A 12,870-nucleotide genomic window follows, 5' to 3' on the forward strand; every position below is an offset into this window, starting at 1 on the left:
GTGGGGGAGACGGTGAGCAGGGCCGCCACGGTGACCGTCGCCGCGGCGGCGGCGGTCAGCCGGCGGGCGACGGCACGGCGGGCGGGGTGCGGTGGGACGGGACCGCGTGGCTGCATGGATACCTCGCAGACGGAGGATGAGTCGATCCGAAAAACATTCGGTTACCGGATGGTAAGCGTTCATCGATGTCCATGAAAGGCCTGGAGTGGGCCACCGCCCGTGGCCCGGCGGTTCGGTACCGTTCCGCCATGACCAGTCGACCCGCAGCCGGGGGTGGCCGGTGGGTCGAGGTCGACCCGGCCCGCGTCGCCCGCTGGGTCGAGGGCTTCGCCGACCGGCACGGCCCGCCCACCACCGCCGTCACCGGGTACGGCCTGCTGCTCACCGCCCCGGACGGCGCGACCGCCGAACTGCACACCCCGCCCGGGGCGCCGTCCGCCCCCGACGTACCCGCCTTCGTGGCCGCGGCGGCCGAGCCGCGCCGGATCGGCCTGCTGCTCGCCCGCAAGGGTGCGGTGGCGGTCGGCGTCGCGGCGGGGGAGGAGCTGGTGGTCTCCAAGGTGGACACCCGCTACGTGCAGGGGCGCTCCGCCGCGGGCGGCTGGTCCCAGCAGCGGTTCGCCCGCCGCCGGGACAACCAGGCGAAGGCGGCGCTCGGCGATGCGACGGAGCTGGCCGTACGGCTGCTGCTGCCGGAGGCGGCGACGCTGCGCGCGCTGGTCTGCGGCGGTGACCGGCGGGCCGTCGACACCGTGCTCGCCGAGCGGCGGCTGGCCCCGCTCGCCGCGCTGCGGGCCGAGCGGCTGCTCGACGTCCCGGAGCCCCGGCACGCCGTGCTGGTCGCCGCGATCACCGCGGCCCGTGCGGTACGGATCCTGGTACGCGACGCCCCGCCCGGCCCGGCCTGACCCCGGTCACCGCCGGGCGGGCGGCGTCCAGGCCGGATCGATCGCGCCGAGCAGCTCGTCCTGCTCGTCGGCGAGCGGAGCGGTCAGCGGCAGCGGCGTGAACCGGCAGGCGAACAGCAGTCCGTCGTCCCCGCCGCCGCCGGAGACCCGGTGGGTCCACCGTCGTGCCGGTCCGGGCGGCGCCGTCAGGTGCACGTAGGTGGTGTGGCGGGGCTCGCCGGTCACCGGGTGCGGCCGGACCCGGACGCCGAGCGCGGCGACCGGCGTCACTCCCGTCAGCCCGCTCTCCTCGGCCACCTCGCGCACCGCCGCGTCGGCCCACCCCTCGTCCGGCTTCATCCCGCCGGCCGGGACCTGTGTGCCGGCGTGCGGGAAGTCGACGTGGTCGAAGACGAGCAGCTCCGGCCCGGCGGCACCGTCGCGGACGACGTAGGCGGCGACCCGGAGCCGGGGCGGTGCACCGGCCATCCGGTCAGTCTGGACGAACGCGGCCGGGACCGGCGACCGGGAAACGCCACGGCGGCCGGTGGATCACCGACCCACCGGCCGCCGCCGGGCACTTCTCAGGTGCGGTCAGAGAGCGCCGCCGAAGGTGTCGCAGGACGAGGGGTCGCCGGTCTCGAAGCCCTTGGTGAACCACTCCTTGCGCTGTGCCGAGGAGCCGTGGGTGAACTCCTCCGGGTTCGCCGGGCGGTTGGCCCGCTCCGAGATGGCGTCGTCGCCGATCTTCTCGGCCGTGTCGATCGCCTGCGCGATGTCCTGCTCGCTGATGCTCTTGAAGATCTTCTGGCCCTTGGCGTCGGCGGTGCCGGTGGCGTTCTTCGCCCAGGCGCCCGCGTAGCAGTCGGCCTGCAGCTCCAGCTTCACCGACAGCGCGTTGGCGTTGTCCGGGTCACGCTGCTGCTGGCGGCGCATCTGCGCCTCGGTGCCGAGCAGGTCCTGCACGTGGTGGCCGTACTCGTGGGCCAGCACGTACGGCTGGGCGAACTCGCCCTCCGCGCCGAGCTGGTCGGCGAGCACCCGGTAGAAGGTGAGGTCGATGTAGATCAGATCGTCGGCCGGGCAGTAGAACGGGCCCACGCCGGAGTCGGCCTGGCCGCACGCGGTGTTGACGCCCTGGCTGAAGAAGACGGTCTTCGACGGCTGGTACCGCTCGCCGAACTTCTCCGGCAACGCGGTCTGCCAGTACGCCTGGATCGAGTTGACGTAGGCGGCGTTGCGGCAGTCCAGCTGCTGGAGTCTGTCGTCGGCCGCGCACTTCTGCTCCAGTGCCGTGTTGTCGCCCTGCTCCCCGCCGCCGCCGTTGGTCGCCGCGTTCAGCCCGAAGCCGCCGCCGACGAGCGCCACCAGCACGGCGACGATGATGCCGACGAGGCCACCGCGACCGCCGCCGATCGGGATCGGGATCCCCATCCCGCCGCCTCCGCCGGACCCTCGCCGATCGTCCACCTGACTGGTGTCGATCTGCGCGTTCTCGTTCAGCTCCATGTTGACCCCGATCACCGATTCATCACGTGTGGTGGTTGCGGTACCGGACCGGGTCCGGACGGCGTTTCGGTACCCGATGATCTTGCTGGGTAATCCGGGCGGGGCGCGAAAGGCGGCCCGGTACACTTGCTCCGTGCTGCTCTGCGAAGGCTGAACCGCCCCGCGCCGACGGTCCATCGGGCCCGCCGGCCGTTTCGCGTGCCCTGAGTCAGCCCTTCCGGACCCCGAGAGCGAGTACCGCAAAATGATCACTGCCACCGGCCTGGAGCTGCGTGCCGGCGCCCGGATCCTGCTGTCCGACACCACGCTGCGGGTGCAGCCGGGTGACCGGATCGGCCTGGTCGGCCGCAACGGCGCCGGCAAGACCACCACGCTGAAGGTGCTGGCCGGCGAGGGTCAGCCGTACGCCGGGCAGATCGACCGGCGCAGCGCGATCGGCTACCTCCCGCAGGACCCGCGTACCGGTGACCTGGAGGTCACCGGACGGGACCGGGTGCTCTCCGCCCGCGGGCTGGACGTGCTGATGGCCCAGATGGCGGAGATCGAGACCAAGCTCGCCGACGGCGCCGACGACAAGCTGGTGCGCCGCTACGGCGCGCTGGAGGACCAGTTCGCCTCGCTGGGCGGGTACGCCGCCGAGGCCGAGGCGGCCCGGATCTGCGCCAACCTCGGGCTGCCCGACCGGGCGCTCGCCCAGACCATCGGCACCCTCTCCGGCGGTCAGCGCCGCCGCATCGAGCTGGCCCGGATCCTGTTCCGCGACGCCGGTGAGAACGGCGGCGGCATCCTGCTGCTCGACGAGCCCACCAACCACCTCGACGCCGACTCGATCACCTGGCTGCGCACCTTCCTCGCCAACCACAAGGGCGGCCTGATCGTGATCTCCCACGACGGCGCGCTGCTGGAGTCGGTGGTCAACAAGGTGTGGTTCCTCGACGCCACCCGCTCCGTGGTCGACGTCTACAACCTCGGCTGGAAGGCGTACCTGGAGGCGCGGGAGACCGACGAGCGCCGCCGCCGCCGCGAACGCGCCAACGCCGAGAAGAAGGCCGGCGCGCTGATGGCCCAGGCCGACAAGATGCGGGCCAAGGCCACCAAGACCGTCGCCGCGCAGAACATGGCCCGCCGCGCCGAGAAGCTGATCTCCGGCCTGGAGGAGGTCCGGGTCTCCGACAAGGTCGCCAAGGTGCGCTTCCCCACCCCGGCGCCGTGCGGCAAGACCCCGCTGACCGCCACCGGCCTCTCCAAGTCGTACGGGTCGCTGGAGATCTTCACCGACGTGAACGTCGCGGTGGACCGGGGTTCCCGGGTCGCCATCCTCGGCCTCAACGGCGCCGGCAAGACGACACTGCTGCGGATGCTCGGCGGCCTGCTCACGCCGGACACCGGCGAGGTGCACGCCGGGCACGGGCTGCGGCTGGGCTACTACGCCCAGGAGCACGAGACGCTGGACGTCGAGCGCACCGTGCTGGAGAACATGCGGGCCGCCGCGATCGAGCAGACCGACACCGACCTGCGCAAGATCCTCGGCGCGTTCCTCTTCTCCGGCGAGGACGTGGACAAGCCGGCCGGGGTGCTCTCCGGCGGCGAGAAGACCCGGCTGGCCCTGGCCACCCTGGTCTGCTCCGGCGCGAACGTGCTGCTGCTCGACGAGCCGACGAACAACCTCGACCCGGTGAGCCGGGAGCAGGTGCTCGACGCGATCGCCCGCTACCCGGGTGCGATCGTGCTGGTCACCCACGACCCCGGCGCGGTGCTCGCGCTCAAGCCGGACCGGGCCATCCTGCTGCCCGACGGCGACGAGGACGCCTGGAGCGACGACCTGCTCGAACTGGTCGAGCTGGCCTGACGGCCGGCGTCCGGCGGGACGGCTCAGGCGGCCAGGCCGGCGAGGCGGGTCAGCACGCCGGAGGTGACCAGGATGACCAGGCCGACGCCGATGAAGATCGCCGGCACCAGCCAGTGCCCGGCCCGGCCGACCAGCCGGACCACCCGGGGGTGGCCGCCCAGCAGGGCCGCGACCGCACACCAGAGCGCCACCAGCGCGGCGAAGACCACCAGCCAGACCAGCCCGGCCGCCGGCGGCAGGGAGCGGAACACCGGTACGTAGACGGCGATGTTGTCCGCACCGTTGGCGATGGTCACGCCGGCCACCCCGAGCGCGCCGCCGACCACCGCCGCCGGCGCCTCGTCGTCGTCGGTACGCGACAGCAGCGCCCGGACCCCGAGGCCGATCGGCAGCAGGCCGAGCAGCCCGGTCCACGGGTCGGGCACCACCAGCAGCCCGGCCGCGACCACCACGGCCGTCGCGACCAGCGCACCGATGCCCAGGTACTGGCCCGCGACGATCTGCCAGGGCCGGGGCCGGCCGGTGGCGCGGGCCGCCACGAAGAGCACGGTGAGCACGACGATGTCGTCCACGTTGGTCGCGGCGAACACCAGGGCCGCGCCGGCGGCGGCGGCGAGCACGTCGGTCACGCCAGGCAGGGTACGGGCCGCGTGCCGGGCACCGGCCGGCCCCGGGCGCGCGCGTCCCCGCGGGGCCGGTCGGAAGGATCACTCTATCGGGAAGCTGACATCGCATAGCGTGTCGGTTGGCGAAGAGTTGATATCTGGCGCATGATCGTTCGAGGCGGTCTAATAGGTGGGACCGTATCCGAACCGCACAGTCTGGGACGTGAGGAATCAGCATGGCAGCCACTGGCACAGCCACCAGCACTGAGAAGGGTCGCCGGATCGTCGGAGCCGAGCGTCAGACGCTCGCCAAGGACCTGGTAAAGCGGTACACCTCGGGTGAGAGCATCCGCGCCCTCGCGGCCTCGACCGGACGTTCCTACGGGTTCATCCACCGGGTGCTCACCGAGTCCGGGGTGCAGCTGCGGCAGCGCGGCGGCGCCCGGCGCCGCAAGAAGGCGTGACCCGGCCACCAGCGTCGTCCATCAGCGTCGTGTTCCGGGCCGTCCGGTGACCGCCGAGACGACCGGGGTACGACTCGACTGCGACGGGCCGGTCGCGACGGTGACGTTGTGCCGGCCCGACGTGCTCAACGCCCAGACCCCGGCGATGTGGCGCGCGATGAGCGACTTCTCGCGGGATCTCCCCGGCGACGTGCGTGTCGTCGTGGTGCGTGGCGAAGGGCGGTCCTTCTCCGCCGGCCTCGACCTCTCGGTCGCCGGGGCGTCCGGGCCGGGCTCCTTCGCCGAGCTGGCCACCCTGCCCGAGCAGGAGTGCGCCGACCGGATCGCCGAGTTCCAGGGCGGCTTCAGCTGGCTGCACCGCCCCGACGTGATCTCCGTGGCCGCCGTGCAGGGGCACGCGATCGGGGCCGGCTTCCAGCTGGCGCTCGCCTGCGACCTGCGGGTGCTCGCCGAGGACGCCAAGCTCTCCATGGCCGAGGTGACCCTGGGCCTGGTGCCGGATCTCGCCGGGACGAAGCGCCTCGTCGAGCTGGTCGGCTACTCGCGGGCGCTGGAGATCTGCGCCACCGGCCGGCGGATGGACGCCGCCGAGGCCGACCGGATCGGGCTGGCCACGCTCGTCGTGCCCACCGCCGACCTGGACGGTGCGGTGCGGGACCTCACCGCCGGCCTGCTGGCCAACAACCGCGACGCGGTGGTCGAGATCAAGGCGCTGCTCGCCGGCGCGGCCGGCCGCTCGCACGCCGACCAGCAGCGCGCCGAGCGGGAGGCGCAGACCCGTCGGCTGCGCGACCTCACCGGGCGGGGAGAATAGTAAGGACCGTTCGGGAAGATCCGGGTTACTGCTGAGGTTGTCGTAGTCGTCGGGAGAATCGAACCGACGGTGCGCGCTGTCCAGACCCGGAGGTGACCGATGTCCAACCCGATGTCCGGCGGGGCCGGGTGGAGCATGCTCCGGTCGATGCGCAGCAGCGACGAGGTCGCCGCGCACCGGCTGAAGCACGGCACCGCCCGGCGGATCGTCGCCTTCGCGGGGCCGTACCGGCGGGACATCATCGTCTTCCTGGTCACCGTCGTGATCGCCGCGATCATCGGGGTGGCCACCCCGGTGCTGGCCGGAAAGGTCATCAACGCCATCACCCGGGGCGGCCCCGAGGCCGGGGCGACCGTGGTCCGCCTGGCGCTGGTGATCGCCGCGCTGGCGGTCGCCGACGCGCTCTTCTCCCTCGCCCAGCGGTGGTACTCGGCCCGCATCGGCGAGGGGATCATCCTCGACCTGCGCACCCGGGTCTACGACCACGTGCAGCGCATGCCGTTGCAGTTCTTCACCCGCACCCAGACCGGCGCGCTGGTCAGCCGGCTCAACAACGACGTGATGGGCGCGCAGCGGGCGTTCACCTCCACGCTCTCCGGCGTGGTCAGCAACGTCATCCAGCTGGTGCTGACCGCCGGGGTCATGTTCACCCTCTCCTGGCAGATCACCACCCTCTCGCTGGTCCTGCTGCCGATCTTCATCATCCCGGCCCGGCGGGTCGGCAAGCGGCTGGCCGAGATCACCCGGGAGTCGTACAACCTCGACGCCAAGATGAACGCGACGATGACCGAGCGGTTCGGCGTGGCCGGGGCGCTGCTGGTCAAGCTCTTCGGGTCGCCCGAGGTCGAGGCCCGCCGCTTCGCCGGGCGGGCCGAGCGGGTCCGCGACATCGGCATCCAGTCGGCCATGTACTCGCGGACCTTCTTCGTGGCGATGCTGCTGGTCGCCTCGCTGGCCCAGGCGCTGACCTACGGGCTCGGTGGCTGGCTCGCGGTCACCGGCGCGGTCAGCGCCGGCACCGTGGTCACCCTCGCGCTGCTGCTCACCCGCCTCTACGGTCCGCTGACCGCGCTGTCCAACGTCCGGGTGGACGTGATGAGCGCGCTGGTCTCCTTCGACCGGGTCTTCGAGGTGCTGGACCTGCGCCCCGGCATCGAGGAGAAGCCGGATGCGGTGCCGGTGCCCCGTGGCAACGGCCGGGTCGAGTTCCGCGACGTCCGGTTCCGCTACCCGGCCGCCGCCGAGGTGTCGCTGGCCTCGCTGGAGGAGGTCGCCACCCTCGACCGTACGGTCAACGAGCCGGTGCTCAAGGGCGTGTCGTTCACCGTCGAGCCGGGTCAGATGGTGGCCCTGGTCGGGCCCTCCGGCGCCGGCAAGTCGACGCTGTCCATGCTGATCTCCCGGATCTACGACGTGACCGACGGCGAGGTACGCGTCGGCGGCGTGGACGTCCGTGACGCCACCCTCGCCTCGCTGCGCGACGAGATCGGCGTGGTCACCCAGGACTCGCACCTGTTCCACGAGACGATCGCCGAGAACCTGCGCTACGCCAAGCCGGACGCCACCGACGACGAGATCTGGGCGGCGCTGGCCGGTGCGCAGGTCGCCGACCTGGTCCGGGCCCTGCCCGACGGGCTGGAGACGATGGTCGGCGAGCGGGGCTACCGCTTCTCCGGCGGCGAGAAGCAGCGCATCGCGATCGCCCGGCTGCTGCTCAAGGCGCCGTCGATCGTGATCCTCGACGAGGCCACCGCCCACCTGGACTCGGAGAGCGAGGCCGCGGTGCAGCGGGCGCTGGCGGTCGCGCTGACCGGCCGTACCGCGCTGGTGATCGCGCACCGGCTCTCCACGGTCCGCGACGCCGACCAGATCCTGGTCCTCGACGACGGCCGGATCGTGGAGCGAGGCCGGCACGACGAGCTGGTCGCGGTCGGCGGGCTCTACGCCGAGCTGTACCGCACCCAGTTCGCCGTCACCGACTCGCCCACGCCGTACGCGGCGGCGGAGCCCGAGCCGGTGATCACCACGGTGCCGCTGGGCACGTACGTCGCCCAGGAGGCACTGCCGCCGGCTGCGGCCAACTAGCCGGCCACGGCCGCCCGCAGTTCCCCGAAGGCCGCCCCGAGCGTCTCCGGGGTGAAGTGCGCGTTCAGGCCGCTCGGGTTGGGCAGCACCCAGAGCCGGGCCCCGGCCAGCGGCTCCGGCTGCGGGCCGAAACCGGCCTTGGGCCGGGCGAACCCGATCCGGTACGCGGTCACCCCGACCACGGCCACCCAGGCCGGCCGGTACGCGGCGACCTTGCCGGTCAGGACCTCCGCCCCGGCCAGCAGCTCCGCCGGGGTCAGCTCGTCGGCGCGGGCGCTGGCCCGGGCCACCATGTTGGTGATGCCCAGACCGAGACCGGGAAGCAGGTGCTGCTCGCTCGGGTGCAGCTGGCGCGGGGTGAAGCCGCCCCGGTGCAGCGCAGGCCAGAAGCGGTTGCCGGGGCGGGCGAAGTGCCAGCCGGTGGCCGCCGACCAGAGCCCGGGGTTGATGCCGACGAAGAGCACGTCCAGCCCGGGGGCGATCAGGTCCGGGATGGTCCGGTCGGCTGCCGCCGCCAGCTCCTCCTTCGTCGGCCTTCCCGCACCGGAGGCCCCGTGCGTCGCGCCGGAGGCCCTTGGCGTGCGGATGGGCTGCGTGTCGGCGGGCGGCCGACCCGACGCCGGTCCCGGTCGTCGGTCGGACTGGGAGCCGCGTGGCCCGGACCCGGCCCGGGGAACCCGCCGACCCGGTCGGGCACCGGCCGGGTCGTCGGCGCGGTCGGCGGGGCTCACAGGCCGCGCAGCGCGCCGCCGTCGACCGGCACGGTGACCCCGGTGACGTAGCCGGCGGCGGGGGAGAGCAGGAACGCGGCCACCCGGCCGAACTCGGCCGGGTCACCGATCCGGCGCAGCGGGATGCCGGCCTCCGCCTCGACGCGGGCCGCCTCGGCGTCCCCGGTGGCGGCGAAGAGTTCCCGGTTGCGGTCGGTCATGATCCGGCCGGGCAGCAGGCCGAGCACCCGTACGCCGCGCGGGCCGTACTCGTCGGCCATGTCCTTGGCCACCCCGGCCAGGCCGGGGCGCAGACCGTTGGAGATGCCGAGGCCGGGCACCGGACCCCGGGCCGAGGTGGAGAGCACCAGCCCGATCGCGCCGCCGTCGGTGAGCGCGCCGGCCACCGTACGCGCGGTGCGGACGCTGCCGAGGAAGACCGTCTCGAACGACTGCCGCCACTGCTCGTCGGTCACCTGGGCGGCGGTGCCGCGCGGCGGGCCCCCGACCGAGATCAGCGCGCCGTCCAACCGGCCGAAGTGCTCCCGCGCCGTCACCACCAGCCGCTGCGGCGTCTCCGGATCGGCCAGGTCGGCGGTGAGCCCGACGGCGTGCCGCGGACCGCCGAGCCGCTCCACGGCCTCGGCGACCCGTTCCGGGGCGCGCGCCGAGAGCACCACCCGCGCGCCGTCGGCCACCAGGCACTCGGCGGTGGCGAAGCCGAGGCCCCGGGAGGCGCCGGTCAGCACGTACACCCGGTCGGTGAGTCCGAGATCCATGCGTCCGATCCTGCCGCACCGGGTCATCCGACGCATGCTTGGGCGGTCAGCGCCGGGCGGGGCGCAGCAGGCGTACCCGACCGGCGAGCTGGACCGCGACGGCACCGCCGGCGCGGGCGAGGGCCGGCAGCCGGCGGGGTCGCGGCGGGTGCCGGCCGTCGTAGCGGCCGGCCGCCTCGCGGGCGGCCAGTTCCTCCGCGCCGAGCGGAGGCAGGGCGCCCCGCTGTCGCAGGGCCCGGGCCAGGTCCCAGCCGTCGCGCAGCGAACCGTTGGTGGGGCGGCCGTCCGCCCACTCGCGGAAGGTGTCCCCCCAGGCGTCGCCGAGGGCGGCGGCCAGCAGCGGCCAGTGCCGGGCCACCTCACCGGCGCGCTTGCTCAGCAGCGCGACCCGGGCGGCCTCCACCGGCACGGGCGCGAAGCCGGCCGGCAGCGGCGCCCCGGCGACCAGTGCCGCGACCAGTGCCGCCTGCCGGGCGGCGAGGTCCCCGCCCGGTGCCCCGTGCCCACCGGCCGGGTCCCCGCCCGGCGCCTCGCGCCCGCCAGCCGGGTCGGCGGGCGGCGCCGCCCGCCGACCGGCGAGGTCGGCGGTCGCTTCCTCCCGGTCACCGTGGGTAGGGCCGCTCACGTGACCACCGGGAAGGCGGAGGCGGCGGCGAGCGCGTCCAGCTCCGCCCGCAGGGCCGGTGCGGGCGGGTAGTGCCCGTCGCGTTCGAGCAGCAGCGCCGGTGGCCGGCGCCGGGCGCAGAGCGCGCCGACCAGGTCGAGCACCTCCGGCGGCACCGGGTCGGTGTGGGTGTCGTGGTAGAAGCCACCCCGCTCGGCGCCCCCGGCCACGTGCACGTAGGAGACCCGGTCCAGCGGCAGCCGGTCGAGCAGCGCGACCGGGTCACCGCCCCGGTTGCGGGCGTTGGCGTGCACGTTGGCCACGTCGAGCAACAGCGTCGCCCCGGTGGCGTCCAGGATCTCGGTGAGGAAGTCCGCCTCGTCCAGTTCGTCCTCGGGCCAGTCGAAGAGCGCGGCGATCGGCTCCAGCGCGAGCGGCACCGGCAGCTGCTCCTGCGCCCGCCGGACATTCGCCACCACCGCCGCCACCGCCTCGCGCGTGCGGGGCAGCGGCAGCAGGTGACCGGCCTCCAGGCCGCCGGCCCGGACGAAGGCGATGTGCTCGCTGACCAGCGGCGCGTCGAGGAGTTCGGCGACCCGGGCCAGGTGGGCCACCCGGGCCGGGTCGACCGGCTCCGCGCCGCCGAGGGAGAGCCGAACCCCGTGCGGTACGACGGTGACCCCGCGCTCGCGCAGCTCGGCCAGCCCCGGTGGAACCGGACCGGTCGCCGGGACCGCCTCGGCCACCACCTCGACGAAGCGCAGCCCGGGCAGTTCGGCGACGAACCCGGCGATCTCCGGCCGCCAGCCGATGCCCACCCCGCGCGGTCCGGTCATCCGCCGCACCCACCACCACCGCCACCGCAGCCGCCGCCACCGCCGCCGCCGTCCGAGGACGAGCCGCCGCCGCAGGAACTGCCGCCGGAGCTGTAGGCGCCGCTGCCGCCGGACAGGGCCTGCCGCTGGATCTCCGCCTGCTCGGCGAAGCCGGGGTCGAGCGCCCAGAGCGAGGCGGTACCGAAGAGGGCCACGCCCATCGCCGCGCCGGCCGCGCCGTAGGTGGCGTACGCGGGGGCGGCGGCGGGGGAGAGGTGGGCGGTGCGTCGGCGCAGGTCACGCACCCCCGCGTCGGCGGTGCGGGTGCGCCGCGGGGTGCGGGCCAGCAGGGCGCAGGCCACCCCGATGCCGATCAGGGTGAGCAGCAGCCAGCCCACCGGACGATCGTTGGACAGGCCGCTGAACAGCCGCAGCACGCCCAGCATCAGCAGGACGAACAGGAGGAACGGTCCGCGCCGCAACGCCCGGCGCCCGTCGGCGTCGACCAGCAGCCCTCGCTGCTCCAGCCCTTGGCGCAGCTCGGTCAGGGCGCGGGCGACGGTGGCGTCCCGGGTCAGCTCGCGGGAGTACACGGGTCGTTTCGCCGCGTGCCGTACCGCCTGGTCCAGCGGGGTCACGCCGGCGGGGAGCGGGCCTGCCGCGATCAGTTTCCGATCCGGCCGGACGTCGATCGCGCCGGCCGCGCGCAGGCCGCCCAGCGCGGTCCAGACCGCGAGCTGGTCGCCGCCGTTGAGGTAGGCCACCTGCTGCGGGCCGAGCAGGTCCACGCCGGACGGGTCCGGGCCGGCCAGCAGGCGGCGGCGATGCAGCATCGTGCCGACCACGGCCACGACGGCGACGGCCAGATAGAGCCGGAGGAAAAGGGGCCCGGGGACACCCCAGGTGTCGCCGGCTGCGGCCAGGGGGATCATCGGCGGCTCCTGTCGCGAGGGGGACGGGAACTCATTGTGGAGCCGGCGCGCCATCACCCGACCGGGCGGAGCGGCGAGTTACCGAGCCGTGACGTGCCGCCGTCAGCGCCGGCGCACGGCCTCCTCGACCAGGTCCAGCACCGGGCCCAGGTCGCCGGCCGGCCGGCCCATCGCCAGGTGCAGCACCAGACCGTCGTACGCCAGCTCCAGGAACTGGGCCAGCACGTCGATCGGCACGTCCTCGCGGAGCACGCCGGCCTCCCGCTGCCGTACCAGGCGGTCGCGGGTGGCCTCCGCGATGGCGGCCGAGCGCTCGGCCCAGCGGCGGGCGAAGGCCGGGTCGGTACGCAGCCGCCGGGACACCTCCAGCTGGCTGCCCAGCCAGCCCGTGGTGTCGGGGGAGACCGCCCCGGCGAGCAGGTCCCGCATGACCTGCACGAGACCGTTGCGGGCCACGGTCTCCACCATGGCCGCCGCGTCGTCCTCGGCGACGGCGAGGAAGAGCGAGTCCTTGTCACGGAAGTGGTGGAAGATGGCGCCCCGGGACAGCCCGGTGGCGTCCTCCAGCCGGCGTACGGTGGCTCCCTCGTAGCCGTGCCGGGCGAAACAGGCCCGCGCCGCGGCGAGGATCTCCTGCCGACGCGCGTCGAGCTGGTCCTGACTTACTCTGGGCACGGGTCGATCGTTCCAGCTGACCCTCCGTTACGCAAACCGTACGTACGGCTTGGGATCTTGCGGTGTGGGACGGCGTACCGCGCCGGTCCGGTTAGGATCGCCGGGTGACGACGCCCCCGGTCGCCTCCGCCCCCCTTCCCCC

14 protein-coding genes are annotated in these 12,870 nt (G+C 74.3%); 5 read left to right on the forward strand and 9 right to left on the reverse strand.

The annotated features are described in order from the left end of the window. Positions 1-248 precede the first annotated feature (248 nt). Positions 249-908 carry an acVLRF1 family peptidyl-tRNA hydrolase gene (locus ACSNN7_RS26825; RefSeq protein ID WP_436683771.1) on the forward strand — a complete coding sequence of 220 codons (660 nt, stop codon included), beginning with the start codon at positions 249-251 and terminating at the stop codon, positions 906-908. 6 nt (positions 909-914) lie between these two features. Here the strand turns inward: ACSNN7_RS26825 and ACSNN7_RS26830 are convergent, their stop codons facing one another. Both ACSNN7_RS26830 and ypfJ read right to left on the reverse strand, forming a co-directional pair. Further along, positions 915-1,376, reverse strand: a complete 462-nt coding sequence (locus ACSNN7_RS26830; protein ID WP_436683772.1) for an NUDIX domain-containing protein — start codon at positions 1,374-1,376, stop codon at positions 915-917. 105 nt (positions 1,377-1,481) lie between these two features. After that, positions 1,482-2,396 carry a KPN_02809 family neutral zinc metallopeptidase gene (gene ypfJ / locus ACSNN7_RS26835; RefSeq protein ID WP_436683782.1) on the reverse strand — a complete coding sequence of 305 codons (915 nt, stop codon included), beginning with the start codon at positions 2,394-2,396 and terminating at the stop codon, positions 1,482-1,484. A gap of 244 nt (positions 2,397-2,640) precedes the next feature. Between ypfJ and ACSNN7_RS26840 the strand changes: the two genes are divergently transcribed. Next, positions 2,641-4,245 (forward strand): ABC-F family ATP-binding cassette domain-containing protein, encoded by a 1,605-nt coding sequence (locus ACSNN7_RS26840; protein WP_436683773.1) that lies wholly within the window; start codon positions 2,641-2,643, stop codon positions 4,243-4,245. A gap of 23 nt (positions 4,246-4,268) precedes the next feature. Here the strand turns inward: ACSNN7_RS26840 and ACSNN7_RS26845 are convergent, their stop codons facing one another. Next, on the reverse strand, positions 4,269-4,874 hold the full coding sequence (locus tag ACSNN7_RS26845; protein WP_436683774.1) for a cadmium resistance transporter: 606 nt from the start codon (positions 4,872-4,874) through the stop codon (positions 4,269-4,271). A 212-nt stretch (positions 4,875-5,086) separates the two neighbouring features. Here ACSNN7_RS26845 and ACSNN7_RS26850 point away from each other — a divergent pair, with 212 nt between their 5' ends. The 3 genes from ACSNN7_RS26850 to ACSNN7_RS26860 all read left to right on the forward strand — a co-directional run bounded on the left by ACSNN7_RS26850 (position 5,087) and on the right by ACSNN7_RS26860 (position 8,213). Continuing rightward, the gene (locus ACSNN7_RS26850) at positions 5,087-5,314 is read left to right on the forward strand and encodes a helix-turn-helix domain-containing protein (RefSeq protein WP_007462679.1); all 228 of its coding nucleotides are present in this window, start codon (positions 5,087-5,089) and stop codon (positions 5,312-5,314) included. A gap of 46 nt (positions 5,315-5,360) precedes the next feature. Further along, the gene (locus ACSNN7_RS26855) at positions 5,361-6,128 is read left to right on the forward strand and encodes an enoyl-CoA hydratase/isomerase family protein (protein ID WP_436683775.1); all 768 of its coding nucleotides are present in this window, start codon (positions 5,361-5,363) and stop codon (positions 6,126-6,128) included. Positions 6,129-6,239: 111 nt separating this feature from the next. Continuing rightward, positions 6,240-8,213, forward strand: coding sequence for an ABC transporter ATP-binding protein (locus ACSNN7_RS26860; protein ID WP_436683784.1), 1,974 nt, complete (start codon positions 6,240-6,242; stop codon positions 8,211-8,213). Here the strand turns inward: ACSNN7_RS26860 and mug are convergent. The 6 genes from mug to ACSNN7_RS26890 all read right to left on the reverse strand — a co-directional run bounded on the left by mug (position 8,210) and on the right by ACSNN7_RS26890 (position 12,728). Beyond that, a complete protein-coding gene (mug, locus tag ACSNN7_RS26865) occupies positions 8,210-8,800 on the reverse strand; it encodes a G/U mismatch-specific DNA glycosylase (RefSeq protein ID WP_436683785.1) in 591 nt (196 codons plus the stop codon). The genes ACSNN7_RS26860 and mug overlap by 4 nt on opposite strands. A gap of 140 nt (positions 8,801-8,940) precedes the next feature. Further along, complete coding sequence (locus ACSNN7_RS26870) at positions 8,941-9,702, reverse strand: SDR family oxidoreductase (protein WP_436683777.1); 762 nt, start codon at positions 9,700-9,702, stop codon at positions 8,941-8,943. Between the two features lie 46 nt (positions 9,703-9,748). Then, positions 9,749-10,162, reverse strand: coding sequence for a hypothetical protein (locus ACSNN7_RS26875; RefSeq protein ID WP_436683787.1), 414 nt, complete (start codon positions 10,160-10,162; stop codon positions 9,749-9,751). A 161-nt stretch (positions 10,163-10,323) separates the two neighbouring features. Beyond that, positions 10,324-11,142 carry a DUF692 domain-containing protein gene (locus tag ACSNN7_RS26880; protein WP_436683778.1) on the reverse strand — a complete coding sequence of 273 codons (819 nt, stop codon included), beginning with the start codon at positions 11,140-11,142 and terminating at the stop codon, positions 10,324-10,326. Then, a complete protein-coding gene (locus ACSNN7_RS26885) occupies positions 11,139-12,053 on the reverse strand; it encodes a TIGR04222 domain-containing membrane protein (RefSeq protein WP_436683779.1) in 915 nt (304 codons plus the stop codon). Before ACSNN7_RS26885 ends, ACSNN7_RS26880 begins: the two co-directional genes overlap by 4 nt. A 102-nt stretch (positions 12,054-12,155) precedes the next feature. Then, complete coding sequence (locus ACSNN7_RS26890) at positions 12,156-12,728, reverse strand: TetR/AcrR family transcriptional regulator (RefSeq protein ID WP_436683780.1); 573 nt, start codon at positions 12,726-12,728, stop codon at positions 12,156-12,158. Between the last annotated feature and the right edge of the window lie 142 nt (positions 12,729-12,870).

Origin of the sequence: Micromonospora sp. URMC 105 (assembly GCF_051386295.1) — a bacterium.
Classification (GTDB): Bacteria; Actinomycetota; Actinomycetes; order Mycobacteriales; family Micromonosporaceae; genus Micromonospora.